Annotated in this window: 21 protein-coding genes; 4 read left to right on the top strand and 17 right to left on the bottom strand. The window is 58.2% G+C overall.

Annotated features, from left to right (window positions below; genetic code table 11):
* Positions 1-6: 6 nt before the first annotated feature.
* Entirely contained in the window at positions 7-267 is a 261-nt protein-coding gene (locus ACVOMB_RS03480) for a PAAR domain-containing protein (protein ID WP_481514723.1), read from the bottom strand.
* 101 nt (positions 268-368) lie between these two features.
* Positions 369-1,253 carry a M15 family metallopeptidase gene (locus tag ACVOMB_RS03475; protein WP_481529893.1) on the bottom strand — a complete coding sequence of 295 codons (885 nt, stop codon included), beginning with the start codon at positions 1,251-1,253 and terminating at the stop codon, positions 369-371.
* Between the two features lie 297 nt (positions 1,254-1,550).
* On the opposite strand from ACVOMB_RS03475, the gene ACVOMB_RS03470 reads away from it, so the two are divergent.
* A complete protein-coding gene (locus ACVOMB_RS03470; protein WP_481529892.1) occupies positions 1,551-2,192 on the top strand; it encodes a hypothetical protein in 642 nt (213 codons plus the stop codon).
* Positions 2,193-2,515: 323 nt separating this feature from the next.
* On the opposite strand, the gene ACVOMB_RS03465 is transcribed toward ACVOMB_RS03470, so the two are convergent.
* The 15 genes from ACVOMB_RS03465 to ACVOMB_RS03395 all read right to left on the bottom strand — a co-directional run bounded on the left by ACVOMB_RS03465 (position 2,516) and on the right by ACVOMB_RS03395 (position 22,408).
* The gene (locus ACVOMB_RS03465; protein ID WP_481529891.1) at positions 2,516-3,433 is read right to left on the bottom strand and encodes a DUF6708 domain-containing protein; all 918 of its coding nucleotides are present in this window, start codon (positions 3,431-3,433) and stop codon (positions 2,516-2,518) included.
* A 245-nt stretch (positions 3,434-3,678) separates the two neighbouring features.
* Complete coding sequence (locus ACVOMB_RS03460) at positions 3,679-4,152, bottom strand: hypothetical protein (protein ID WP_481529890.1); 474 nt, start codon at positions 4,150-4,152, stop codon at positions 3,679-3,681.
* A gap of 770 nt (positions 4,153-4,922) precedes the next feature.
* Complete coding sequence (locus ACVOMB_RS03455) at positions 4,923-5,972, bottom strand: DUF6708 domain-containing protein (protein ID WP_481529889.1); 1,050 nt, start codon at positions 5,970-5,972, stop codon at positions 4,923-4,925.
* Positions 5,973-5,975: 3 nt separating this feature from the next.
* Positions 5,976-8,708 carry a T6SS effector BTH_I2691 family protein gene (locus tag ACVOMB_RS03450; RefSeq protein WP_481529888.1) on the bottom strand — a complete coding sequence of 911 codons (2,733 nt, stop codon included), beginning with the start codon at positions 8,706-8,708 and terminating at the stop codon, positions 5,976-5,978.
* 13 nt (positions 8,709-8,721) lie between these two features.
* A complete protein-coding gene (locus ACVOMB_RS03445; RefSeq protein WP_481529887.1) occupies positions 8,722-9,555 on the bottom strand; it encodes a DUF4123 domain-containing protein in 834 nt (277 codons plus the stop codon).
* A complete protein-coding gene (locus tag ACVOMB_RS03440) occupies positions 9,552-12,299 on the bottom strand; it encodes a type VI secretion system Vgr family protein (protein WP_481529886.1) in 2,748 nt (915 codons plus the stop codon). The genes ACVOMB_RS03445 and ACVOMB_RS03440 overlap by 4 nt, the downstream gene beginning before the upstream one ends.
* Positions 12,300-12,425: 126 nt before the next feature.
* Positions 12,426-12,776 carry a hypothetical protein gene (locus ACVOMB_RS03435; protein ID WP_481529885.1) on the bottom strand — a complete coding sequence of 117 codons (351 nt, stop codon included), beginning with the start codon at positions 12,774-12,776 and terminating at the stop codon, positions 12,426-12,428.
* A 21-nt stretch (positions 12,777-12,797) separates the two neighbouring features.
* Positions 12,798-15,548: a type VI secretion system ATPase TssH gene (gene tssH, locus ACVOMB_RS03430; protein WP_481529884.1), complete on the bottom strand. Its 2,751-nt coding sequence runs from the start codon at positions 15,546-15,548 to the stop codon at positions 12,798-12,800.
* Positions 15,549-15,614: 66 nt separating this feature from the next.
* Positions 15,615-16,700 (bottom strand): type VI secretion system baseplate subunit TssG, encoded by a 1,086-nt coding sequence (gene tssG, locus ACVOMB_RS03425; RefSeq protein ID WP_481529883.1) that lies wholly within the window; start codon positions 16,698-16,700, stop codon positions 15,615-15,617.
* Entirely contained in the window at positions 16,664-18,499 is a 1,836-nt protein-coding gene (gene tssF, locus ACVOMB_RS03420; protein ID WP_481529882.1) for a type VI secretion system baseplate subunit TssF, read from the bottom strand. The genes tssG and tssF overlap by 37 nt, the downstream gene beginning before the upstream one ends.
* Positions 18,499-18,990, bottom strand: a complete 492-nt coding sequence (gene tssE, locus ACVOMB_RS03415) for a type VI secretion system baseplate subunit TssE (RefSeq protein ID WP_481529881.1) — start codon at positions 18,988-18,990, stop codon at positions 18,499-18,501. The genes tssF and tssE overlap by 1 nt, the downstream gene beginning before the upstream one ends.
* Before the next feature lie 120 nt (positions 18,991-19,110).
* Positions 19,111-19,608 (bottom strand): Hcp family type VI secretion system effector, encoded by a 498-nt coding sequence (locus tag ACVOMB_RS03410; RefSeq protein ID WP_057628616.1) that lies wholly within the window; start codon positions 19,606-19,608, stop codon positions 19,111-19,113.
* 146 nt (positions 19,609-19,754) lie between these two features.
* On the bottom strand, positions 19,755-21,245 hold the full coding sequence (gene tssC, locus ACVOMB_RS03405) for a type VI secretion system contractile sheath large subunit (RefSeq protein WP_481511280.1): 1,491 nt from the start codon (positions 21,243-21,245) through the stop codon (positions 19,755-19,757).
* Between the two features lie 3 nt (positions 21,246-21,248).
* Positions 21,249-21,749, bottom strand: a complete 501-nt coding sequence (tssB, locus tag ACVOMB_RS03400) for a type VI secretion system contractile sheath small subunit (protein ID WP_481529880.1) — start codon at positions 21,747-21,749, stop codon at positions 21,249-21,251.
* A gap of 32 nt (positions 21,750-21,781) precedes the next feature.
* Positions 21,782-22,408 (bottom strand): tetratricopeptide repeat protein, encoded by a 627-nt coding sequence (locus ACVOMB_RS03395; protein ID WP_481529879.1) that lies wholly within the window; start codon positions 22,406-22,408, stop codon positions 21,782-21,784.
* 239 nt (positions 22,409-22,647) lie between these two features.
* Here ACVOMB_RS03395 and tssJ point away from each other — a divergent pair, with 239 nt between their 5' ends.
* The 3 genes from tssJ (at position 22,648) to icmH (ending at position 25,607) form a co-directional block, all read left to right on the top strand.
* On the top strand, positions 22,648-23,259 hold the full coding sequence (gene tssJ, locus ACVOMB_RS03390; protein ID WP_481529878.1) for a type VI secretion system lipoprotein TssJ: 612 nt from the start codon (positions 22,648-22,650) through the stop codon (positions 23,257-23,259).
* Positions 23,260-23,481: 222 nt separating this feature from the next.
* A complete protein-coding gene (gene tssK / locus ACVOMB_RS03385; RefSeq protein ID WP_481529877.1) occupies positions 23,482-24,816 on the top strand; it encodes a type VI secretion system baseplate subunit TssK in 1,335 nt (444 codons plus the stop codon).
* Complete coding sequence (icmH, locus tag ACVOMB_RS03380; protein WP_481529876.1) at positions 24,816-25,607, top strand: type IVB secretion system protein IcmH/DotU; 792 nt, start codon at positions 24,816-24,818, stop codon at positions 25,605-25,607. Before tssK ends, icmH begins: the two co-directional genes overlap by 1 nt.
* Positions 25,608-25,613 lie beyond the last annotated feature (6 nt).

Below are 25,613 nucleotides of genomic sequence, written 5' to 3'. Positions count from 1 at the left end.
TCGCGCTTAGCCCAATCCAGTGCTGCTCTGTGTGGCCATCAATGTGGCCCCACACGCAGTGCGATCTCCGTCCCGTGCTACAGGCTGCCCGTCGATTACGACGGTAGCGTCACCACTGATGATTGAAGTTGCCCCGTGCACCGCACAGATAGCGCGGTCCCCGATTCGGGATACAGGTTTGCCATTGACGTCGGTCTGGCCGGTGCCAGACACCACGCTACCGCCATGACTCAATTTGTCGCCGACAACGATAAACGGTCGTGCCATGCATCATGCTCCTTGATTCGCCGTGACCCGGTCTTTCCATCGCCCCTGTCCAACGGCGACCCGGATCATCACCGGCTTACGATACCAGCACTTGTGCGCGCTTATAAGCCTTGGCGTCGCAGTTCATCACGCTTCGCGTTACGTGCGGCCTTGCATTGCGCTGTGGCCTCCACGTGCACGTAGTCCTTGATGCTGCGCCAGTTACCACCCCAATCCAACCCTGCCTGTTCAGCAAGCTCGCCGTACAGAAAGTAACCGCGCCGGGTCCAGGGGTCTTCCATGTCCCATTGCAGACGGCCGTCACGGATTGGCGCGCTATCCACGCCCAGTCCGTACTGGTGGCAGCTTTGCCAAGCGCCGGCGCGTGTCGCCTTGCCGCCCGCCATCAACTCCGCCTGCCGCTCGGGGCTTCGATAACCTTCGATCAGCACCATCTCGTAACCATACTGGCGTCGCATCACTTCGTAGATAGCCAGAACGCGTTGCTGCAGATCCGGATCAATCTGATTCCATTTGCGATCGGCTGTAACTATCTCTGGACGCAGGCGCTTTATCTCGACGGTAGTGAACACTTCCGGCGGCGGCGCAGGCGGCGGCGTCAGCCGCTCTCCGCGCAGCAACTGCGCAACCATCGATCCCGATTCAGCAAGATCATCACCGCTGAAATCAGACAGCACCACCGTCTGTCGTGACATCAGAATTATCACTGGAGGAATGGACAACAACCCTATTGCTATCGCCAGTACAGGCCAGTGACGGCGCAGCGCACTGCGCACACTAACAACTTCTTCACGAACCCCACTACGCATGCGTGCAGCACCTTGCCCGGCGCGATCGCCCGCACGCCCTGCCCTTTGCCGCGCAGCGGTCCAACGCGTGCGCACACGCATAAACACCGGCCCCAGCGACTCCGGGAACAACAAGCCCCAACAGAGCAGCGCAACAAGCAGCAACAGCGCAATAGCTACAACGAGAATTACAGTCACCGGTCCTCCATGACGACAATGCAGGTTGACGCATCGAGAGGCTTACTCTACAAATGCGCGTATTCGTTTCGGCACTAGCCGACTCAAACCAAGGGCTGGAAGCACTTGAATAATGGCGGAATAAATCGGCCGAGTCTGCTCTCAGGGGGAGCGCAGACCAACGGCCCGGCACCGAACACGGGCCGCATTCTCGCAGACATGGAAGGTCGACAGGTTGCCGCATCATCGCGCGCCACCAAAGACCGGCCAGCTCGCAGTCGGCGCGTCTGGCTTTGGGTTGGCGCATGCTGCGCCCTGTTGCTGGCGTTCACGACGGCAACGCTGTGGTGGCTCTCAAGCAGCCCATCGCATGACAGCACCGAGTACTCATTGGACCCGGCTGCAAATCCAGATTCGTCTGTAAGTGCAGCTACCGGGCACCCCGACACACCGTCAGCCGCACCCAGCGATGGCGCGGCGATGATTGTTGATGCGCCGGAAACCGCTGACGCAAAGAGCCGCAACACGGCCACGCTGCCGCCAGAAGCCGCTGCAACGAATGCATCGCCAGCACCGGTAGCAAGAGATGCGCGTGCGCAGCGCACACCGGCAGCTGCACGCCCTGTTGCCGGCAGCAGGACCCCCGACGAGAACCTGCTGGGCACGCTACTGGGCATCATCAAGGAAGAAGAAAGCAAGAAAAAGAAAAGCGCTGCGGCACCGCAGCCTCAGACCATGGATGATCTGATCGCAAAAATTGAAGCCGACGACAAGAAGCGCGCCGACGACGAGCGCCTCGCGTTCGAACAGGTGGCGACGCGGAAGACCGCTTCAACCGAATCCACTATCCAAACACAGCTGCGTGCGTGTCCTGGTGCGAATACGACCAAGGGCCTGGAGTGCCGCGCGAAGATCTGCGCGGGTGTACGTGGAAAAGATCCGGCTTGCCCGGCGATGTGATGGTGCGCGCGACGAGCCCTTGCGGGCTTTTTGCGCGTCTGAGAATCGGCCGGAAGTCGCCAACGTTCAAGCTAGTTCTTGATCGACGCTAAGGCAGGCGCAGAGAAGACCCCTGCCCTGCCATTTTCATTGCATTCCAACAAGCCCGTCAGTACGGGCTTTTTGTCTTGCATGCGTGACGACACACCCATCTGTGAATCTGCCCTTGCGCAGACCAGGACGTCTTGGCAACGTCACGTGATCCCGAGGCTAAACCTTTGGCCATCGGCACATGGGCTGCCTGCCAACTTCCGCCAGCATCGGTGGACGAGTGCAGCACCGGATCAACTGGTCGCCTCCAAGATACTCCAGACGATCCAAACGCCAGATACAACTCCAATTGCCGTACAAATCAGCGGCCAGATCAACTCCACGAATCCAAGCTTGATGTTGTCTCTCCAGTCGCGCTGGAAAGGGTCTTCCGCGCGTATCTCATTTGCGGCCTGCACTTCCGCCGGCCACACCGGGATGCGAGACGTCGACATCGCGAGCCAGCGGCATAGCGCTATGAACCCAAAAGGAAGCGAGAAAATCAAGTGCAAAATGGGAAACCGCATGAAGCTTGCGAAGGCTCGAAAAACCCCGAATAGAAACCCTTCCCTGCGATCATGGATCGGCAGGAAGATAGGCACCTCCGCGGCCGCAAGCTCCGGCCCGTTCTCATACTCCATGTACTGTCGGATGAACTCCCAAAGCCGCATCAGATCGTTCTCATCCGACATATACGCGTAGCCCAAGGTGTATGTCTCCAGGACGACCTTCCCGTCATCAGACAAGAGATGCATGCGCAAGTCGTTTGTTTTGCCTACCGGCGGAGTAGTCGACTCGCCGATAAAAAAGAACAATTTATCCCAATCAGCGCAAAGCACCGTTCCGTTCTGTCGAAACACGTAAACATTTCGGGATTTCCGGTTTAAACGAATTGGATAGTGCGTCCAACGGAAGCATTCGCTTCGTACCAGCCAGAAAATCCCACCAACTATGAACAGGGATACTGGAACGATGAATAACCAGAAGGCCCATGGAATCCAACGTTCATCCGCCCTGAAAGGCGGCCCCATAACCATAACGTGAAACAACAATACGCCAAGTGGCAGGTAAGCAAAACCTCCAATCAGCCCAAGAAAAACATTGAATCCTTTCCCTGGATACCAACGATCAACCAGCTCCACGAATGTCGAGTTGGAACGTATAACCGACATTATGCTACATGGGTCTTCGCTAGCCTTTACACCCTTATTAAGTCGCCGCTTCCGCTCGCTATCACTAAGCGGGCGATTTACAGGAAAACGAAGGTTCCGTACGTCAAGTCCAGCATAGTCCACGTCCAGCCTCCATGCCAATTCGCCCATCAAGCGATATCAAAAGATCAATTCAATGCTAGAAACCACGATAAACGCGAAGCTGGAGAATGAAGAGTCATTGAAAGACCTGCGGACGATCCCCATCACCGATTCAACTCGGAAAACCAAGGAGGTATAGCAACCACTCCAAGCATCATGAATACGATCGCCGTGCAAATCGCACCGAGCACAAACCAACGACGGTTCAAATATCCCAGCTTGCCAGCGTACGCAAGCCGTTCCGCATCTGTAAGTTCCCTCACACGGAACGAGCTCGCCAAAATGGGGCCTGACATTTCGGAGCGAATATCCAGGGGCCAATCGGGCCTGGGAGCAATCCGAGATATCCAGAGCCCAGCGCGCTCGAACCAATACATGAGCGCACCAACCACATGGACATAGGCCATCGGGAATACACCGGGTTTGACCTGATGACGATCATCTACCAAGTCACCAAAAAGCCGCCGGTCCAACAAAGCGAAATTCGCTCGTGGATCGTCGGTTGGCGGCATTGGGTCTGCAGCCGGCAAAGAATCCGGATCGCCATCCATATAGTTGCGAATGAACTCCCATATCATCTCTGGTGCTCGATAGTCACGATGTGGTTGAACCAGAGGTACATATGATCGGATAGATCGACTGGAGGCATCCATATCTACTACGGCAAGCACGTACCCAGTGGCAGCACCCGCCAAGCTATAGCTCCTTGAAACCATGGACACAGGTTGCACTGCGTCGTATTCAAGGGCAACCCATCCCTCCTTGGGCCCAATCCAGCAATAGAACTTTCTAAGCCTTCTGCTCAGCACGATGGGAGGCGGCAGAGTGCGCCTGACGGATGTAATCGACCACCCAATGAACGCCCCTGCAATCAGAAGCAGCATTGCATAGGCGCCGGCGAGGTGAGGCCAGAAATCTGCCCTGGAAAGTACTCCACCGAGCACGACGTCAGCAAGAACCATGCTAATGCCCGCGCATCCGACTACCAAACCTAAGACGAATGCAAACCCCCGACTCGACGCCCCAGTGGTGGACGCAAACACCATGAAAGAATCGTTTATGGATTGAATAGCCTTGACAGAGGCGGGTCTGAGTCGCGGTGCTTCGTCAGGAGCATTCAACAGCCTTCCCCAGCCCCCGCTCCTCGCGGGAAGCTCAACCATCCCAGACAGTAAATCGCTGTCGACCCCTTTCATTTATGCAGCTTCTTCGGCATTTTTTTCAAAAGCAAGGGCGCAGAAAGACTGCAAATTCCCAAATAGCAGCATGACGGCACCAACGTATTTTGAAACAAAACTGATGGCACCAACGCAAGCCAACAAGGCATAGCAAGAACCAAGCTCTCGCATCAAAAAGCCGCTCTTCCATAGATCTTTGCTTTCAAATCTGCGTCCAAGGCTTTTGCCTCCCGTACCGATTCCTTCCAATAGGCCATCATCGCCTCTGCCTTGGAACCTTGCCTCACTCGCCCAAAGACTGCCGGCGCCTTGAGCCCCCCGAGCTGACCGCCGTGAGGTTGGCAATCCGCAAGCACAGACGCAGGCCAAATCGGCTTACGGCAGAGCATCATCGTTAGATAGCGCGACACTGCCCAAGGGAAAGTCAACGGCAGACCCAGCAAGATCATTCCCGAACCAGAAGAAGAGACGTGAATGATGAAAGAGTTGCGAAAACTAGGTACTACTGACGTGAATAGCTGCATAGGCGGGAACGGCAAAGCATCAGGCCCTGACTCCATGAAGCGCTTGATCATCTCCCAACTAGCCAAAGATACCCCCAGACTACTTCCGCTGTCCGAACCCACAGCAAACGTATGAACCACAGTGCCATCACGCATTATATTCCCGCGCAAGTCATAGGTATGACCTTCATCTGGCCCAGCAGGCTTGTCCCGTCCGATGTAAAAGTACACATCCTCCCAGGGGACAGATATGGCACGACGGTTACCGCCTACAAAGACGTGCACCATCCGTGTCTCTCGATTGAATCTAATTGGGTAGTATTGATACCTAAAAATATCCCGCCCCAATAGCATCCAGTATGCGAGACCTGCGACTAAGAGGCAAAGTAAGACCAAGAAACCAACGGCATAGTACTCACCCTGTGCAATTACCCGCTCGCCCCCAATCTGCACCTGCCAAAGCGTCCATATCATTCCGGCGGCGAACGCAAATACCAACACAATCATCAGCGCTCCCCACATCGACGCCCAGCCGCGATAGTCGAAATGACGATCCACATATTCAATGTACGTCGAATTTATCGCGATCAAGCCCTGATCTATGGGTTTAGATACACTGAATGAGCGAAGGTTATCAAACCCAGCGGCAACCTCGTAATCTGACAGAGGACGCCCTACCTTGTAACGCTGGGCTAGCCAGCCCGCAAACTGACTCATACTTTAGGCCTCTGCCGGCATTAACGCGTTGTAAGCAATCTCCTGATCTTCTACGGATCCGAAATTGCCATGCTTGTGAGCGCCAAATGGAGTTCTGTCTATCCATATCTCAATCTTGTCGTCGCGAATTAAATTTATCAACCATTCTCCCAGCATACTGAGAAGCCCGAGAACGAGCAGCACTACAAAGCCCACCCCGACGGTGATAACGCCAGCCAGCATCAAAATACTCACCAGTACTCCGGAGACCGCAGTGACACCGTAGAAAACAGCCATTGGGATATCACCTTTTCTTATTGCATCCATTGCCTTCCATCCGTCGACGACAGCACCCAGGATACCCCCTACCACTCCAAATGCGCGTGCATAGAAACCAATTGCTCCTGCGCGAGTGGCTGCACGTGCAGCACCGAACCTAATCTCGTTCTGCAACGCGGTTCTACCCCACTGCGTCTTCTCCAAGCCAAGTCCAGCAAGCTCCACACTTGTCGCGACAAATCCCATCAAGGCCGAGGCCATTGAGAGCCCCCTGCGAAGCTCCGGGCCTTCAGACTTGACATCCAGCTTCCCATAGGCGTCGCAAGTGTTCCAAGCGTCTAGTACAAGACCAACCACACCGAGACGCACGTCCAAGCTTACCCGCGGTCCCAAATGCTGCGATGTCCGATTCTGAACCAGAGACCTTACTTGGTCTTCCGTCATTAAAAGGCTCCCAAGCGCGCCTGGACTGCCCCCTCTCGCAGCACTGATGGCGCGCTGATCCCAAAACACCGCCCACTGAAAAACCTTACGCCCTCGGGCGTTCCGTTCACCGGTAGCCGTTCGTGCGCCACTTCTTTCACTTAGTTCCTGTCGCAGATGCTGATCAATTCGTGCACGCAGCTGCTGTTTGTCTATGCCAGGCTGACCTTGACTCAACGCTTCGGTTAGAAAATGTACCATTTCCCTCTCGGAAGCCTGAACTCCAATGCGCTCGATTCTCTTTCCAGAGAGGACTCCCAGTACGCCTAGCATGTTGTTACGCGCTGCCGCCGTAATGGCAACGTTGACAGCGCCTCGCCTAAGATTGGACCCCACCTTAGAAAGACAAGTCACGATCCCACCGGAGATTTTGTACACCAGGCTTGCGACGAGACCTAATCCTCTTCGAAGCTCCTCAGGTTTCTCTCGTCCCCTTGCCAAAACATGGCCATAACTTTTGAGAAGGTTGGACCAAGCTCCGGGATTATCCATTAGCGATTTTGATTGCAGCTGAATTGCCTCAGCAGCAAGGCTGTCGTTCAGAGTCAGGGCGCGCATTGTTGCATTCTTCAAATCGTTGAAGTTTCCAACTAGATCCTGCAGGACCGCAGCCTGAATAGCCTCATGCCCAACAATTCCATCTAACGAATTTTCGACGATTTCCGTCAGCCGCATCGAACTGTAAGAGACTTCGTCGTGGTGATTGCAGGCAAGCCACGACCGAAAGAGATCGTGCTTGTACCATCTAACGAAACTCAACGCCAAGGGCGTTATGTGCGCCACAGTATAGTCGAGCATCTCCTTCTCTAGGCTCGACTCAAATGCCGTCAGCGCTTTATCGTCATAGTCGTCTCGATATCTCTTCCATGCAGAATCGCGCGCATTCTTATCTTGCTCCGGCGTTAATTTATCCGGAATCTTAGTCACACCAGCGGCATAGAGCTCAATCGCGGCTCGGCCTGTATATACTCTCGACCTGACTGAACTCAATTCTTCAGCGGCGGCATGGTCTTCAATCGCCTGCCGCATGCCATGAATAGCAACTGCACTCGTTTGCTTCCAGGCTCGATCATTTTCGTCCTCGAAATCACGAGCCTTCTTCCTCATCAGGGCCGATAATTCTTGGGTTATACCTGCCGGATCGTTGAGCGCCAGCATCATCGGCCGGCCCATCGAAACAGACTTTTTCAGCCAGACTTCCATCCCGGGTAAGTCCTGTTTACTCCTGCAAAATGGGAGGAACGAGAAATCAAACCCAGGATTTCCGTAAATAGTGACCGTTTCAAGAACGGAAGAAACAACGCCTTCGACCAGAACAGGCTTTACAGGTACGGCGGCCGGCGGACCATTTGAAGCTGCGAAAGGGATATTGACCCCACTACTTTGCCGAGGCTGTTTACCGAACTTGAATTCACTCACCTGTGCCGATGCATCAAGCGCACTACCCGCGTGGTCGACCACTTTTCCGCCGAGCCAGTTCTGTACATTAACGCAACGCATGTGCTTTCTACGCTCGGCGGCACTTCGATTGCGCTTCAGCACCTCTGCCGGCCAAGGCGCCTCGGTGAACCCGAACCATACATTGCCCGCACGACTGGGATCTGGAATCGTCACAAACCTCGCGACCTGAGAGTCCGCCATTCGGGCACAACTTGGCTCAAACTCCTCACGAGGTGGTGGAGCACCATGAGGGTCGAACTCAAGGAGATAAGAGTCACTTGTTATCTGAAAGCCCTTCCACTCACCTCTTACCTCATTGAACACATAAAGATATCCATAGCGCGCGAGCCTGAGCGTATAGTGCGCCTCGCCGCCAGGCAGCGATACCTCAGATACCTCCTTGCCGAAATTACCGCTCAGACGGGGACCTTGCCAACTATCCTTCACATCCGAACGACAAACAGCATAACGCACGGGTAGTATCGGGAGACCCACCTGATCGCAAACATCACATTTTTTTGCGGGATCGCACGACTGTGTCGGCTTACTTTCCATGCTATCTAGCTCCTTAACTTTCGCAAATATTCAATGACTGGACACGCAGGCGCCCAACCAAATTTGTCACGACGCTGCGATACGCGCCGGGATTGTTCTTCGCAATGTCGATAGCTTCTTGAAAAGCCGAATCTTCGTGAATGGCCGGCGACTCGGAGATGGAAATATAGGCAAAGGCCTCTAGATCACCCGAGTCTGTCAGACCGAAACCCCGCGCCAGCTCCATTTCTCTATAAATACGATGAGAAAGATCTTCCTCGATCACCGCCTGTTCAACATCAGCATTCAGACGTGCCGCAGTACGATTTACCGAAGCCAGCGATGCAATAGCTCGAAGTTGCGCAGCATCGAATGCCAATGCCTCTCGAGATAGACCTTTACTAAAGTACGGAGTCCAGTTTCCGCCTCTATCCAACGGCGCGGTCCAGCGAGCCACAGGCCCCAACAAGGAGCTCAGTTGCGCGTCGCGCAGTATCCACAGCAGACAAGTCCAAACTCGTGGGTCGTAATAACGAAAGAGCATTTTTTCGCCCTCAACTTGCCTGACCATAGCTCGTGAGAGGTGGCCTCGCAATCGCACATCGTTCTCTTCACTAACGATTAGTGCGGAGAACGGCGTTCTATCATGGCATTGAGCGTAGCCAACCGTCTCGTCCAACGCATGCAATCGCTCATCGGGCGACATGTCTCTAAGATTAATCAGGTAGGGAAAAAGGTGCTGCTGCGATCGCAATTCTGCTGGCACTATCGGAGCGCAAGGCCACAAACGCGCAATGCGTCTATCAATCTGTAGTGGATTGATAAGCGCATATTGATGCTCATTGAATAGCCTGTGATCCAACTTCATACGGTGCCGCCGAGGGGAACAAGGCCAGCTCCGGAAACCTCCGCTGCACGGACGCGATACTCGCAAGCCTTGTGGGAACTTTCTGGAATTGTGGCTTTACCCGTCACGCTAGCTGGCCCCACCCAATCCCTCTGACTAGCCTTAAACTCGATCTTTCCAGGCGCGCCCAGCTCGATGTTGTCGCCCTCAATCCGAATATAGGCACCCGCCGCTGTAGCCAGCAGATGCTTGCTCGGTGCCGCTATCTCGACACTGGCTTCGGTGCTGGCGATCCGAACATTGGTTTTCGCTGCGATCGTGGCCTGATTCTTATGCGCACGTGCACTCACCTTCCCCTGTGCCGCATGCAGCGCGATGCCGCGCTCCTGATTCGGGCTGTCTTTCCTGCCCTCGCTGCCGACCGTGTAAAGCACTAGACCTTGCGCGACTGCCAGGCTAAGCGAGCCCTGCGTCATCCAGTTCAGTGCAACGCCGCTGCTCAACAATGTATGGGTACCGCTGACCCACGCTTGGTCGGCCGGAGTCAGGCTCATCACGCCGGCTACGCCACTGCCAAGCAGTACGGGCGCGCTCCAGCCGGGTGCTTCGCCATCGCCGCCGTTGATGCTGCCAGCGCTGCTGCCGCTCTGGGTTGCTTTCAGCTGTTCCTGCAGCTCGGTCAGGGTTTGATCGATGGGTAGTTCGGCTGGGTCTTTGGGTAGCTGTGCTGTCTGGTCGACGGCGGAGTCGGCCAGAGTTTTGAGCAGGTCGTGGCCTTGCTGCAACTGTGCGATGGCTTGTGGTGCTGCCATCTGCGGTGTGCCTTCCTCGGTTGTGAGCAACAGGCCACGCCCGGCGCGTAGGCTGCCGTGTGCCTGGGTTGAAAGCTCGACGCCGAAGCCGCGTTCGCCTTCGCGTACGTTGTCGCTGCCGCCTTTCAGGTGCCCAAGGGTCAAGGTGGTGTCGTGCTGCGTTGTGGACAGCTGAGCGCGGCCTTGTCCTGGCGTGTCGTCAAAGCGCAGCTGCTGGTAGCCACCGGTGCCGCTTTGACTGTCCGCCATTGCTTGGCTCTTGAAGCCGGTATACACGGCGGCGTGATCGTTGCCTTCGAACCATGCGGCAGCGTTGCCTGTAGCGTTTGCGCCGCCGTTGTTCAACTTGTTGTGCGGTGCGTCCTGTTGGCCGCGTCCGTTGTAGAGCGCGCCAACTATCACTGGCCGGTCGATATCGCCCTCCAGAAATGCGACCAGTACTTCCTGGCCGCGTCTGGGCAATACCACACCGCCCCAGTTGTCGCCGGCCCACGGGGTCATCACGCGTACCCACGTCCACGCATTGCCATCGGCGGGCGCGTTGTCGTCGCCAGCGGGGTGCGACAAGCCGTTGCTGGCATTGCCGCCTCGTTGCCACGGGAACTGCACTTTGATGCGGTGGTCGCGATCGGACAGCAAGGGCTCGCCGTCGCTGACCACGATCGCGCTCAAGGTGCCGGTAATGCTGGGACGTGGATGAAGATGCACACCGTGGCCATTCTCGGTCTGAGGACGATAGTTGACCTCCGCCGGAATCAACGCGAACTGGTTGTCGTAGAAACCGGTGTCGATGTCGTTACGTTCTGCCCCATTGCTGATTCCGGCAAGGGCGGCTGGCAGCGCTAGTGCACGCTGGTTGATCGGGTCCAGCGTTTGTTCCAAGGCATCGAATACGTCGGCGTCCAGATTGTTACGCGCCTGATGCCGCACCGAGATACAGAGGAAGTCCGCATCACCGGCCACCTGCGGATGCTGCGACAGCGTGAGCTTTGCGCCCGGCGCGAGTGCACGCCATTGGCCTGCACCTTCGATCAGGTGGGAACGTACCCGCAACGCGTCCAAGTGCTGCTGCGCGCGACGTTGGCCGCGGGCATTGTCCTGCCAGCCGTACGGTCCGCTGGTGTCCTGATCAACGATGCCAAGATCGCTGCCCTGCTCTGCTTGGGCACTTGCTTGGCGACGCTCCATGCTTCGGTAGTCCCAAGTGGCGCGCTCCACTTTAGGAGTGCACCAGCTTCGCCCTTCCTGCCAACGCTGGATGGTATCGCTGCGCTCGCTCTCATCACTGCGATGGAAACGCACATTACCAAGATCAGTGACATCGTGGCTGTGGTCGGCGAACACCAACGTGTGCTTGCCAAAGGCGGATGCATCGGCGTCGCCTTCATGCTCGAACCAGTAGAAGATGCCTTCTTCGGCGAGCAGCCGTTGTATAAATGCCAAATCGCTCTCTTGGTACTGGGTAGTCAGGCTGCGCTTGGCATATTGACTGGCATCGGTGAGTACCCAGCGCCACTCGGGCGCCAGTGCACCGTAGTCGGCGAAGATGTCCTCGATGATCTCGACCACGGTTTTGTCGTGGAAAACATAGCTGTCCACGCGCTGTGACAGAAACGCCAACCATGGCTGCAGGCGCAGGCGATAGCGCGCAAGCCCGCCATTGCTGCCGATCCGCTCGGCGGCGGTGATACGGCCGTGCAGTGGGCGATGGCTACCATCAGCCTGCTGAAGCTGGAGCAATGCCGGCTTGCCAATCAGCGGTTGCAGTTGCAGACCGGCATCAACAGATAGCGCGGTGATCGTCCATTGAAAGCCGATGCCGTCGATCTGCTCGACGCCATCCAGGGTTTCCGCAATCAACACCTCGCTGCCCAGCGCGGTGTGCAGCCGCAGGAAGCGCTGTCTCTGTGCGGGCCCAGCCAGGGCTGCCAATACGTTATTTACCAAATCCATGGTGTTGATCTGCCTTCATGGAACGCAGTGCGCACTACGCCCCGGACTGAAAACGGGTGGGTACATACCTTTGTTGCCACCATTCCCGGTGCCCGCCGGCACCGGAATGACGTTGTTACCTGTGCATCAAGCGCTCTGCACGATCTCTTCGAGACGCAGACGCACGCCTTCGCTGATCTGCAGGCGGTAATCACGTCCGCCTGCGGAAATCAGAACTTCACGCATGTTGCTCACCAGCTGTGGTTTGCCCACCGGCGAGCTGTCCATATGGATGCGCCAGGAGCCACGGCTGATCTGGCCAGCGACGTTACGCGCGTCCTGGCGTGCGGCAGGCACCGCGCTCTCCAGCAGTTCGACAATGTGTTCAGGGCGCAGGCGGTTCCATGCGCGCACGCGGTCGAGGTCACGCCCCAAGCCCAGCTCAAGGCTGTCGCAGTGGCTCAGTGCTGCTTTGCGGTCAAATCCGAAAAATTCCATGTTGTTCTCCTTCGTCCGTTATCAAGAAACTTTGTATTTGAAGTCGCCCTTCTTGCCGGCGCTGACTTTGATGCTGTTGATGCGGGTACCTTCGGCCATGGCCGTGAGCACGCTCTCTGCGATCTCCGGCAGCAAGGTGCCGTTGAGGATGTGGTCCACATTGCGCGCGCCCGAATCGACTTCGGTGCAACGGGCCAGCACGGCCTCAACCAGACTCTCGTCCCAACTGAAGCTGGCCTTGTGGTTGGCACTGACGCGGTCACGGATGCGGCCGAGCTTGAGGCTGATAATGCGCACCAGCACGTCGTCGCTGATCGGGTAATACGGCACCACCTTCAAGCGACCGAGGAAGGCCGGCTTGAACGTGCGCATCAGGATCGGCCGCAGCGCTTCGGCAAGCGCTTCGGCGCCAGGGATTTCTTCGGCCGGCTTGTTCAGGCAGGACTGCATGATCTGCGAGGAACCGATGTTGGAGGTGAGGATGATCAGGGTATTGCGGAAGTCGATCTCGCGGCCTTCTGCGTCATCCATCATGCCCTTGTCGAATACCTGGAAGAACATTTCCAATACGTCCGGATGGGCCTTCTCCACTTCGTCCAGCAACACCACGCTGTACGGGTTGCGGCGCACGGCTTCGGTCAGCACGCCGCCTTCGCCGTAGCCCACATAGCCCGGCGGCGAGCCCTTCAGGCCAGACACGCTGTGCGCCTCCTGATACTCGCTCATATTGATGGTGATCAGCTTGCGCTCACCGCCATAGAGGATGTCGGCCAAGGCCAGTGCGGTTTCGGTCTTGCCCACACCCGATGGCCCGACAAACATGAACACGCCTCGCGGCTTGTTGGGGTCTTCCAATTTTGCGGTGGCAGTACGCACGCGCTGAGCGATGGCGTCGAGTGCATGGTCCTGGCCGATGACCCGCTCCTCCAGCAAGGTGCCAAGCGAGCGGATGGTGCGGATTTCATCCTTGACCATGCGGCCCAGTGGCACGCCGGTCCATGCCGAAACAATCTCGGCAACCACGGTGCCATCCACCTGCAGCGGGACCATCGGAGTTTCGCCTTGCAGTTCGCGCAACTCGGCCTGCAGCTTTGCCAGTTCTGCATGTTGTGGCGAGAGCTCACGCGTTGACTTGCTGCGCTTGCCAGTTGTTTTTGCGACAGCGACGTCGGCCTGATCGTCCGCCGAGGCCTCTGCATCGCCCTCGCCCGCCGGGCCTTGTTCAAGCTGCTGGCGCAGCGCTGCAACCCGCCCGGCCAATTCGCGCTCGACACTCAAACGCTGCTCATTGCTGGCAAGCACCGCCTGCGCTTCAATCTGCTGCGCCTTCAGTTCGGCAAGACGCTCCTCATGCAAGGTGCTGCCGCCGGCAGTCTCGCGCTGCAACGCGGCCAGCTCGGCCACGAGCCGATCCAGATGCTTGCGGGTGTCTTCGATGATCGCCGGCGTAGCGCTCTGCCCAAGCGCGACCTTGGCACAGGCGGTATCAAGCACGCTGACGGCCTTGTCCGGCAGCTGGCGGCCGCTGATATAACGATGCGACAGGCGCACGGCTTCGGTCACCGCTTCATCCAGCACGCGGATGCCAAAGTGCGCCTCCATCAGACTGACCATGCCGCGCAACATCGCTGCAGCCAGCACTTCGCTGGGTTCTTCCACCTTCACTACCTGGAAGCGGCGCGCCAATGCGGCATCCTTTTCAAAGTGCTTTTTGTACTCGCTCCAGGTGGTGGCTGCGATGGTACGCAACTCACCGCGCGCCAAAGCCGGCTTGAGCAGGTTTGCGGCATCGTTCTGGCCGGCAGCGCCGCCAGCACCAATCATGGTGTGGGCCTCGTCGATGAACAGGATGATCGGATGCGGGCTCTTCTTGACCTCGTCGATCACGTTCTTCAGGCGGTTCTCGAACTCGCCCTTGACGCTGGCACCGGCCTGCAACAAGCCCATGTCCAAGGTGTGCAACTCAACGCCTTGCAGCACGTCGGGCACATCCTTCTCGGCAATGCGACGGGCCAGGCCTTCTACGACAGCGGTTTTACCGACGCCGGCCTCACCGGTGAGGATGGGGTTGTTCTGGCGGCGACGCATCAGGATGTCGATGACTTGACGGATCTCGGCATCACGGCCGATCACCGGGTCGATCTTGCCGTCACGCGCACGCTGGGTAAGGTTGGTGGTGAACTGGTCCAACGCCGGGGTCTTGGACAGACCGCCCTTGGCCTCGCCGGTTACAGCATCCGCATCTTCGCCAGCGCCTTCGCCCGTTGCCGAAGCATCGGCGAAGCGAACGGTCTGCGCTTCCTGCGAGCCTTCGGTCAGCTTGGCAAAATCGTGCTTCAGCTCTTCACGCTTGAAGCGCACGAACAATTTGGAGCCGCGGTACGCCAGCTGCGCAAGGTCAGGCTCGGTCAGCAGCGCCAGCAGCAGGTGGCCACTGCGGATGCGGGTGGTTTCCGAATCCAACGAGGCGATCAGCCATGCGTGCTCGAACAAGGCCGGCAGATGCTGGGAGAACACCGGCGTGCGTGTGTTGCCGGTCTTGAACTGGCTTATTTCATCGCTGAGATCACGCTCAAGCGATTCCGGTGAAATGCCGCTACGCTGAGCGATCAACACGAAGTCGCTCTTGGGCTGCTCCAACAGGGCCAGGAACAGATGCTCCAGATCCACCTCGTAATTGCCACGCGCCATGCACAGATTGGCTGCGCGCTGGGTCGCCTGACGGCAGGTGTCGTCCAACTTGCTGATAAGTGTTTTGAGGTTGATGCTCATTCGGAACCACGCACTCCCTGCTGAAACCGTTCAATTACCGCTAGCGTCATCGCTACCGGCGCCTCGTTATTGCAATGTATGGATGCCATAGGTGGTGTCATCGCGCGCGCCGGATTGCTCACGTGTGCACATATAACTGTCCCAGCCCAGGCGCGCTCCATTTCCCAGTGCGCTGCCTTGGACGTCTTCGGCGCGCAGTACCAGCCGCACCTCGTATTCAAGCGTTCCGCCGGTGAGCAGTGACAGCCACTTGGCCAAGGCCAAGGCTGCGGAGCCGCCGGGCAGGAAATCGTCAAATTCCTCCTTTGAAAGCGGACCAAAACGCAGCCGCAGGCGCAGGTCGCGCTGCCAGACGCGGTCGCCGGCCAATGCACTTGCACCGAGCACGGCATTAGCCTGGCCCAAGCGTGTCGCCTGCCCTGCCGGTACGCGGTACCACGCGCCGACAAACTGCTCCACCTCAAGCGGCACCTTGAAGTAGTCGGAAAGCACACGTTGCATCAGCGCGGCCGATACCGGCCGCTGCCGGATGGCGCCAGCGTAGTACGCCACTGCCTGATCGAAGATGTCGCCCTCGCCGTCGTGCAGGCGATCGCGCAGCTCATGCATGCCCATGCCGAGCAACGACAGCACCAAGGGCAAGAAGCGCTCGCGCCGGTCCAGCTCGTACTGCAACGCCAGCCGGTGCTTCTTCCACGCCGCATAGTGCAGCGCTACGGCGCGGGTTGAGAAAATATCGAGGAAGGCACGTGCGGTTCGATCGCGCTCGTACAGCTCGCGGATCTGCAGGGTTTCGGTGTAGTGCAGCGGCAACGCACCCGCCGTACCCAGCAAACCCATGAATTGCGGCGTCAGGTGAACTTCGCCCAGAGTCTCGCCGGCCAGTGCCTGCTCGATGTCGTCGGGTTCCTGCAGGCGGTCACCAGCCAGCGAGTACACCTCGCCGTCGGCGGACAACTCGGTTGCCGGGAAGCCCAGCGACAGGTTGTTGCGGAAGCGGACCCGCATCGGAATGGCTTGGCCCGACTTCACGCCTTGCCGCTCAAACACCTGCTCAAGCAGCCGCACCGCCTGGAAGAACTCGAAGCGGTGCGGCTCGGCCAGCAGCTGCTGGGCTATGCCAGGATCGATTCGCCGCTGCGCGCTTCGCATCGGACGATCTCCTCCCCGCTGTCGCCGGAGATCAGCACCAGTCGGGTAAAACTGTTGGCATGCACATACAGTGCAAAGAAGTGATCCATCACCTGCGCGAATGCAGCTACGCCGGTGCCGACGAAATGGGCCTCGTTGATGGTCAAGCGGATCTCAAGGCCGCGTACGACAGATGCGAATTGGCGCCCGGACATCCAGGTCGTCGCCGGCACCTGCTCCAGCGCAAGAATGCCGTCCACCTGTCGCGCGGAAACATTGCTGCCGGACAGGTCGTATAGGCGCAGCATTTCCTTCAACGCCGCCAGCCCGCTACCACTCAACGACAGCTGATTCAGTGACAGATGCGAGATCAAGCGCCATTGCGCACTGCGGCCGTGGCGGAAGCGCAGCGGGCGCGTTGGCTTGCGCAGCAAGGTGATGCCCTTGGCCGGACTGCCACCTTCGATGCTCAGATCACCGCCAGCCACACCATGGGCGAGCTGATGTGGAAGATCGCGGTTACTGCAGGTCAGCTCCAAGCTGACCGTATCGGTCTGCGGCAGCACCGGGTTGAAGGAGAGATCCACGAAGCTGATCTCCATCTCGAAACCCGGGCTCTCCCGCGCGATGTTTTCATCGTGGCGTGCCACCCAGTATTGCCCGGTGCGGTCGGGGTCCTCGCCGTGGTGCAGCGAGTAGAACGGCCGGAATTCGTGGATCGCCTCCCCCTGCGGCGTCTGGCGGATGCGATGCACCGAATCGATGGAATGCACTTCGAAGGCGTAGGCACGGCGTGCATCGGCCAACACAGGGTAATTCACGGTGCGATGGGTTACCCGGATCGGCTCGCCGTTGATCTTGAATAGATTGACGATAGGCGTGCAACCCAGCCGCACGTTGTTCAGGCCGATATCTTCCAGCACCATCGCATTGCCACGCTCCTGCTGACCGGCCTGCAGGATCAGGTGCAAGGTGAAACGCCGACTGGCACCGGCACTGCTCGCAGCCAGGTCCAGATCAACAAAGCCGAATTTTTCCGGATAGCCGAACAGCTCGGTCAACAAACGATAGGCGGGGTGCGAGCGCGCCGGGAAATCAATCAGCGCCTCATTGTCGGCAAAGCCTACCGGTGTGATCGGCGCCGAATCCAGTCGACGCCAACGGCCGTCACCATCGGATTCGACATAGGCCGCCTTCACTCCAAGCAGCAGTGCATCACGCAAGGCGGCGCGCACCGACGGCTCACCATCGAGGAACAGGCGCAGCTTGTCGGTACCGAGCTGGCCGAAGCCGAGCTGATCGGAAAGCAACTTGAAGCTCAATGAAATCTGCGCACCACTGCCGGCCGGCAACGCCGTTGCCATGGGTGCGTCAGCCACCGCGCGATAGGTCACCCCGGAAATACCGATCGGTGCCAGCACCACGTCATAACTGGTGCGAAAGTCACAGGGAACGCCGCGAACCGCGCGGCTTTGCAACGATGTGCCGCGTGGAATCCGCACCGGCGCACTCAGCTTGGAGGCAACGCCGTCCATATCGAAATAGGCGATGGAGCACGACGGAAATGGCCGCAGATAGTGCGGGTACAGCACATCCAACAGCGCATCGGTGAACTCGGGATAGTCGTCATCGATACGCTTGGACACGCGCGCGGTCAGCAGCGCGAAGGCCTCGATCAGGCGTTCGACATGCGGGTCCTGGCTGCCATCGGCAGATAGCTGCAGGCGCCCGGCAATTTTGGGGTAGCGCTCGGCAAACTCGCGTCCGTAGCGGCGCAGGTAGGCAAGTTCACGTTCGTAGAAGGGCAGCAGATCCTGCATCAGAGCGCCTGCTGCGTGCGCCGGGCGCGGGTGACCTGGTACTGCAGCGTAGAGGGCTGCAGCATTGCGTCGAAACTCACCGGCTCACGTGCGGGCTCAAGATCCAGCAGCGCATGAATGGTGAAATGCAGCCCGCCAGCGAACTGGTTGCCCGCGTCGAGCTGCACACTGACATTCTTCAAGCGGCGCTCATGGCGGCCAACGGCCTCCTCCAGCGAGCGGCAGATGGCGGCCCGGTCATAGGCATTGGCCAAGCTCATCGCCGAGAAATCGCCGAGCCCGTAGGTCAGCACGGATTGGCGGCAATTCGGGAACTCCGCCATATCGCTCTCCTGGAATGCGGCGCGCGAATTAAGCAGCCCCTCCAGGTCGCGTGCGATGGAATCTTTGTACTGCTCCAGCGATATCGACTTGAACATCGAGCCGGCACCCGCACTGCGCGGGTTATCGTCAAACAGTTTTTCCAGCAGGCTGGGTTCGAGTCCCTTCATCGTTGTTTCCGGTAGCTAGGCATCCGTGCGTCAAGGCAGCGATGCAATTGCAGGGCCTGTCCTGGCCTTGCCGGGATTGAGACTGCGATGGCGCTTAACGCGCCATCGCAGAACACATCATCAAACGGTGTAGTTCGGGATGTTCTTTGTTGCGCTCCACTGTGCCACGGTCTTGCCACCAACTCCGCCTTCCGGCTTCTGCTGCTGGTAAGTCCACTTGATCGCACCAAAGCTCAACTGAACCACTTCCTGCGGCATACCTTCCTTGTCGACCGTGGTGGTGACGCGGTGTACCAGCACGTTCAGCAGCTCGACCAGGTAGTAATTGATCGCGTTGCCGTCCTTGTCAGCGCGCATGAACTCAACGCGTGCCTTCGGGAAGGTGGTGCCGTTTGCGGCGGCCTGGTTAAGGGCCGTGGAAGCGAGGTCGATCGACTTGATGATTTCGATCGGCGACAGATTCACGCGGGCTGCCGTAGTACCACCAGAGGTGGAGGCAGTGGCCGAGCGAGGCTGCAGCAGATCCTGCGAGAAAGACTGGATTTCAATCCAATCCTTGTGCTTGTCGTCGTGCGACTCACCCTTGATGGTGTCAATAGAAAGAAAAGCATGTTGCATATCTGGTCTCCTAAATTCCGTTCTTCCGTGAGATTGTTTGCCGAGCGGGGGCTCAGCGGTTGAGGGGGGCTTTGCCCTCTAGAAATGTGCGCCACTGCGAGGCAGGGACCGAGGTCCCTACCTGACGCTACAGCAACAGCCAAACGTTACGATTTCTTTGCTGACGCCGGCAGTTCAGCAACAAGTCGCAACGAAACAGACAGCTCATCGAGCTGGAAATGCGGCCTGATAAAGGCCACCGCGCGGTAGACACCGGGTTTCCCCGGAACTTCCGAAACCTGCACAGATGCTTCACGCAGCGGGAACTGCGCCTTGGCTTCCTGGCTGGCGTTGTCGTCCAACAATACGTACTGGGCGATCCACCGGTTCAGGAATTCTTCGACGTTGCCCGCTGATGCGAAGCTGCCGATCTTCTCGCGCATCATCGCCTTCAAGTAGTGAGCGATACGCGAAACCGCAAAAATGTACTGCAGCTGCGCAGACAGAATTGCGTTGGCATTGGCCGAGTCGGTGTTGTACTTCTTCGGCTTCTGTGCCGACTGCGCGCCAAAGAAGGCGGCGTAGTCGGTGTTCTTGCAGTGCACCAGCGGCATGAAGCCGAGGTCACTGAGTTCTTTTTCACGACGGTCGGTGATGGCCACTTCGGTCGGGCACTTCAGCGCCACTTCGCCGTCGTCGGTACGGAAGGTATGGGTCGGCAGGTCTTCGACCAGGCCGCCGCCTTCTACACCGCGGATCGCCGCGCACCAACCATAGCTCTCAAATGCCTGGGTCAGGCGCGCACCGGCCGCATAGGCGGTGTTGCACCACAGGAACTTGCTGTGATCTGCGGCTTCAATTTCTTCAACAAAGTTGAAGCCTTCAACCGTAGTGCCATCCTTTGGGTTGTACGGCAGGCGACCAAGGAAGCGCGGCAGCGTCAAGCCGACGTAGCGGCTGTCCTCGCTTTCGCGGAACGACTTCCATTTGGCGTACTCCACCGTGTCGAACACCTTGGCCAAGTCACGCGGCTTGCCCATATCGGTGAACGTTTCCAGGCCGAACATGCCTTCGCTGGCAGCCGACAGGAATGGCGCATGCGCAGCGGCAGCCACGTGCGACATCTGTTCGATGAAGTACATGTCTTCCGGCTGGCGGCCCAGGTAGTAGTCACCGATCAGTGCGCCGAACGGTGCGCCACCGAAGGTACCGAACTCTTCTTCGTAGACCTTCTTGAACAGTGCGCTCTGGTCGAAATCAATGGCCGACTTGAAATCCTTGACCAGATCCTTCTTCGGCGAATTGAAGACCTTGATCTTCATGTTCGGGCCGGTGGAGGTCTGCGAGCACAGGTAGTGCAAGCCGCGCCAGCTACCTTCCAACGCCTGGAACTCCTGAGCGTGCATCACCGCGCTGAGCTGCTCGGAAATGATCCGGTCAATCTCGGCGATGCGCGCATCCAGGGTCAGGTTGAGGTTGTCAGACACCACAACCGTGCCATCCATCACCTCCTGCGCAAGTGCAGAGATGATGTCCTTGGCACGCTCGTGCTCGGTGCGCGACTTGGCGACCTTGCTCTTCTCTACAATCTGATCGAGCAGATCGATTTCCTCAGTCACCGCGTCCTGCGCGGCCAGTTGTGTGGCTTCAGATGCCATCGCTTACTCCTCCTTCGCCGCGCCGAGCTTCTTGAGCTGCTCGGTGTTGTTGAGCACATCCGTCAACAGGTCCTCGAGCTTTTCATTGCCCGCCAACTTGTTGCGCAGATCGGCCAGCTTGGTGCGCGACTCAAGCAGGCGACGCAACGGGTCAATCTGCTGGACCACGGATTCCGGGCGGAAATCGTCAATAGAGTTGAACTTCAACTCGACGCCGAACTCGCCACCGTTATCACTGATCTTGTTGGCCACGCGATAGACGGCACGCGGGCCAGCCGCTTCCATCACTTCGTCGAAGTTATCCAGATCGACGTTGACGAACTTGCGGTCCTTGACCTTGGGCAGCGCGGTTTCAGGCGTGCCGCTGAAGTCACCCATCACACCAACTACGAATGGCAGCTCTTTCTGCTCGATCGCGTCGCCCTTTTCCACGTCATACGTAAGCTGCACGCGCGGCGGCCGGATCTTTTGTAGCCGCTTTTGAACGCTGTCCTTCTTGGCCATGAGTGTCTCCTGACTGGTCCTGTAGATCCGGCTTAGTTGCCAATATTCTGAAAGGGGTCGGCGCCGGTTGGGCGGGCCGGACGCGGCGCGGGCGGCGTAGCAGCCGGTGCGGTGCCAGTACGACGACCGGCCCCGGCTTGGCGCGTAGGCTGGCGCACAGGCGGGCGCACCTTAGGCTTACCCGATTCAAGAATTGCTTCACCCATGGTGGTACGCAGCGTGGCGACCAGTGCCTGCGCCTCACGCTGTGCCGTATCCGATGCCAGCGCACCACGCCCGTCCAGGCGCTGCAATGATTCATTGGCAATACGGAAGCCGGCGACGGTCAGTACACCATCGGCAACAAGGTCATCGGGATCACGCTGCAGCACTTCTTCAGCCGCGACAATGGCACGTGCGTAGCGATTCTGGTCGAACTGCAACTGGGCAATACGAACCCACGGCTCTTTGCGCGTAGGGTCAGCCTTTGCTGCAACTTCAAATGCGTTGATTGCCGCATCAGCGCCCGCCGTGGAGACCTGCGCCTCGGCATTGGCCATGCTTACATCGAAAGGAATTGCTGCTTTCTTGGGCGTGCTTTCGCAAGCAGCCAACCCCGACAACAGTGCCAACGCCAACACCGAACGACACGCTGCCGCCCCAAACACCTTCACATCCATAGTGATTCCTTCGTCGAAATAAGTTCCTAAAGGGAGCCGCATTTCCGCCGATACATCTTGCGGGAATCCAGTCCCAGCGGCGGCAGTGTACATTCGGGAATGCGCGCCGGTATAGTCATTTTCGAAATCGCGATTTGTTTGCTCCAAACATTTCCTTCACATCGGCGTGCGGCACCCGCACCCTGATGTAGTCACTCACCCGCTGTTTTATAGGCATCCATCACTAAATGAATGCGTACATGAGCAAACTTTTGCGTGTGGTTTCCGTCACAACTTTCATCCTCGTTAATACCATTGGATTAGCCGGCTGCGCTTCCGGCGGCAAGCTGAGCAAGGCGATGGACAGTACACTGCAAGCCGTTGGTCTGCGTGAAGCCAAACCTGAGAAACCTCCTGTAATTCCGCTGAAAATCTATGCCGGGACAAATCTCAATGCCGGCAATGACAAGCGCGCAAGCGCTGCCGTACTGAAGATCTATCACCTGCGTAGCGCACAGCGGTTTGAACAGGCCGCGTTCAATTCATTCCTCGACCAAGCCGGTGAGCAAACCGCGCTCGGGGCCGACCTGCTTTCGGTTAACGAAGTAGTACTGACACCGGGTGTACGACAGGAATTGTCCGAACAACTTAGCGATGGCACCACTGTCATTGGCGTGGTTGCCCTGTTCCGTTCGCCAGCGGAAGGACGCTGGCGTATGGCCTTTGATGCCCGCACCAAGAATCTTCCCAACGATGGCATAACCATTGGCGTACATGCCTGTGCGCTCACTACTGATAGCAAAGCACTAAGCTCGCGCAGCTCTGGCGACCCGAGCAGTTTGGCCTCCGTGCGCTGCGCCGGTGCCCGCTGAACCAGCACAGCTTTTTGCTGCAACCCCAACATTGCAACGCATGCATGCGCTAGTATCTTTCGCATTCGAACCACAAGACGTGATGAGAATAAGGGTGTGAATGGAGTTTTCACATCAAGCTGCGAAGCTGCTTGTGCAGTAGTTATGCGCCATGGCGCAGTACGCTCAAAGCGACGCGCCAACAGAATTTCCAAGGACTGAAATGTGGCTTACGTAAGCAGGATGTCGAAGGTCTTATGGGGTGAAGGTTTATTCCTGCGCCCGCAGCACTTCCAACGTCAAGACGCCTATCATGAGGCACGCCTGCAGGATCTATCGCAGACGTTGCACCCGTATGCCTGGGGCGCTCGTCGCGTGCGTTTTGATCCGCATGCATTGACCGGCGGAACCTTGCGTCCACTCGACCTGTCTGCGGTATTCCCTGACGGTGAAAGCTACGATGCACCGGTGCACGACAGCCTACCCGATGCTGTGTCCCTGCAGGACCTTCCGCCAGGGGTGCAGGCAACCGTTGTGTATCTCGCATTACCGTTATTGCGTGATGACGGTCGCAACTGCGCTGATGTAGAAGGCAGTGTGCTTGCGCGCTATCGGCAGGCCAACCGGGTTTCGGACGATCTGTTCACCGATGCCGCGGAAGCTGAGTTGGCCTATCTCAGCAAGGCAGTGAAGCTGCTTACCGACGACCAACCCAAAGATGCCTACGCCACCGTACCGGTTGCGCGCGTGCGCAGAACATCCAGTGGTGGCTTCGAACTGGACGATGAGTTCATTCCGCCCTGCGCGCAGTTGCAGGCTTCGCCCTTCCTGCATCGCGAGCTGCGCTCCGTACTGGATGCACTGCAAGCAAAGGTAGATGCGCTGTACGGCCTGCATCGGCAGACCTCGCAGAACATCATCGAATTCCGCTCCGGCGATATTGCGTCCTTCTGGCTGCTGCACACCATCAACTCCTCGTTCAGTGCGCTGGCGCATCTGCTGCATCACCCGCAGCTGCACCCCGAGCGCCTGCATCAGGAATTGCTGCGCATGGCGGGCGCCTTGCTCACCTTCTCCAACACCTACCAGCTCAACGACCTTCCCGTATATCGCCACGATCAACCGGAGGCCTCGTTCCGCAAGTTGCTGGAAATCGTGCGTGCCCTGCTGGAAACCGTGATCTCCACACGCTACTTCAAGATCGCCCTGAACGAGATCAAGCCCTCCTACCACCTGGGCCGACTCGACTCGCAGCGCATAGACGGAGAGGCCTCGTTCTATCTTTCCGTATCGGCTTCCATGCCTGCACAGGACCTTATCCAAACGGTACCGATCCGCTTCAAGATCGGCGCGCCGGATGATGTGGAGAAGTGCGTCCTTTCCGCGCTGCCTGGCGTGAAGCTCACGCATGCAGCGCAGGTTCCGGCCGCCATTCCGGTACGGCCAGGTAGTCATTATTTCGAGATTGACCCACGCGGTGCACTGTATGAGCGCATGCTCAAGTCACAGTCGCTGATGATCTACGTCCCGGCCGGCATTGCCGACCTGAAGTTGGAACTTGTTGCGGTGACCACCTGATGAACTCACACCTGCCTCCAACCCCCGGCCCGATGCCGTCGCTGACTGGCAATGCGGCAATGGCCAGCAGCACACCGATCTCTGCAACGCCACAAAGCCTGCAGGACTTGATGTCCGATGGCTTCTACCTGTTGCTGCTGTTGAAACGCGGCCAGCTGCCCAACGATGCCGAAGGATTCGTGCAGACCGTGCAGAAATTCCTCGACAGCGTTGAACGCAGTGCGATGCGCCTTGGCATTGCTGCCGAAGACGTCTACGCATCCAAGTACGCATTCTGCGCCGCGGTGGACGAAGCCATTCTCTCTCAGCCCTCTGCCCTGCATGAAGTGTGGGAGCGCAGTCCGCTGCAGCTGCGCATGTTCGGCGAGCATCTGGCCGGCGAGCACTTCTTCGACAAACTCGAAGAACTGCGCCGCCAGGGTGGCGCACGCCTGCCGTCGCTGGAGGTTTACCACTATTGCCTGCTGATGGGCTTCGAAGGCAAGTACCGCCTGGAAGGCACCGAGAAGCTCGGCTATCTCACCGCGCGACTGGGTGATGAGCTGGTCTACCTCAAAGGCAAACGCCACGGCTTCGCTCCGCACGCGCTGCCGCCGGACAACATCCGCAATCAGCTGCGTCGGGTAATTCCACTGTGGTTGCCGGCTGCAGTTGTCGGCTGCTTCGGCGTCCTGGCCTTCATCGGCCTGCGCACCTACATGGGCCACGATACCCGCCAGCAGCTAGCCGCATACAACAACGTCGTGCAGATGCCAGAACGCACTGCGCACATCACGATCACCTTGCCATGAGCCTGT

The sequence above is a fragment of the Stenotrophomonas sp. STEN018 genome, from assembly GCF_056760235.1.
Note: the sequence above shows the minus strand (reverse complement) of the source record. Positions and strands in the feature narration are given on the sequence as shown.

Bases quoted from the DNA above. Each gene is read 5' to 3' on its own strand.
- ACVOMB_RS03480 (WP_481514723.1), bottom strand. From the start codon at position 267: ATGGCACGACCGTTTATCGTTGTCGGCGACAAATTGAGTCATGGCGGT.
- ACVOMB_RS03465 (WP_481529891.1), bottom strand. From the start codon at position 3,433: ATGTCGGTTATACGTTCCAACTCGACATTCGTGGAGCTGGTTGATCGT.
- ACVOMB_RS03460 (WP_481529890.1), bottom strand. From the start codon at position 4,152: ATGATATGGGAGTTCATTCGCAACTATATGGATGGCGATCCGGATTCT.
- ACVOMB_RS03455 (WP_481529889.1), bottom strand. From the start codon at position 5,972: ATGAGTCAGTTTGCGGGCTGGCTAGCCCAGCGTTACAAGGTAGGGCGT.
- ACVOMB_RS03450 (WP_481529888.1), bottom strand. From the start codon at position 8,708: ATGGAAAGTAAGCCGACACAGTCGTGCGATCCCGCAAAAAAATGTGAT.
- ACVOMB_RS03445 (WP_481529887.1), bottom strand. From the start codon at position 9,555: ATGAAGTTGGATCACAGGCTATTCAATGAGCATCAATATGCGCTTATC.
- ACVOMB_RS03440 (WP_481529886.1), bottom strand. From the start codon at position 12,299: ATGGATTTGGTAAATAACGTATTGGCAGCCCTGGCTGGGCCCGCACAG.
- ACVOMB_RS03435 (WP_481529885.1), bottom strand. From the start codon at position 12,776: ATGGAATTTTTCGGATTTGACCGCAAAGCAGCACTGAGCCACTGCGAC.
- tssH (WP_481529884.1), bottom strand. From the start codon at position 15,548: ATGAGCATCAACCTCAAAACACTTATCAGCAAGTTGGACGACACCTGC.
- tssG (WP_481529883.1), bottom strand. From the start codon at position 16,700: ATGCGAAGCGCGCAGCGGCGAATCGATCCTGGCATAGCCCAGCAGCTG.
- tssF (WP_481529882.1), bottom strand. From the start codon at position 18,499: ATGCAGGATCTGCTGCCCTTCTACGAACGTGAACTTGCCTACCTGCGC.
- tssE (WP_481529881.1), bottom strand. From the start codon at position 18,990: ATGAAGGGACTCGAACCCAGCCTGCTGGAAAAACTGTTTGACGATAAC.
- ACVOMB_RS03410 (WP_057628616.1), bottom strand. From the start codon at position 19,608: ATGCAACATGCTTTTCTTTCTATTGACACCATCAAGGGTGAGTCGCAC.
- tssC (WP_481511280.1), bottom strand. From the start codon at position 21,245: ATGGCATCTGAAGCCACACAACTGGCCGCGCAGGACGCGGTGACTGAG.
- tssB (WP_481529880.1), bottom strand. From the start codon at position 21,749: ATGGCCAAGAAGGACAGCGTTCAAAAGCGGCTACAAAAGATCCGGCCG.
- ACVOMB_RS03395 (WP_481529879.1), bottom strand. From the start codon at position 22,408: ATGGATGTGAAGGTGTTTGGGGCGGCAGCGTGTCGTTCGGTGTTGGCG.
- tssJ (WP_481529878.1), top strand. From the start codon at position 22,648: ATGAGCAAACTTTTGCGTGTGGTTTCCGTCACAACTTTCATCCTCGTT.
- tssK (WP_481529877.1), top strand. From the start codon at position 23,482: ATGTCGAAGGTCTTATGGGGTGAAGGTTTATTCCTGCGCCCGCAGCAC.
- icmH (WP_481529876.1), top strand. From the start codon at position 24,816: ATGAACTCACACCTGCCTCCAACCCCCGGCCCGATGCCGTCGCTGACT.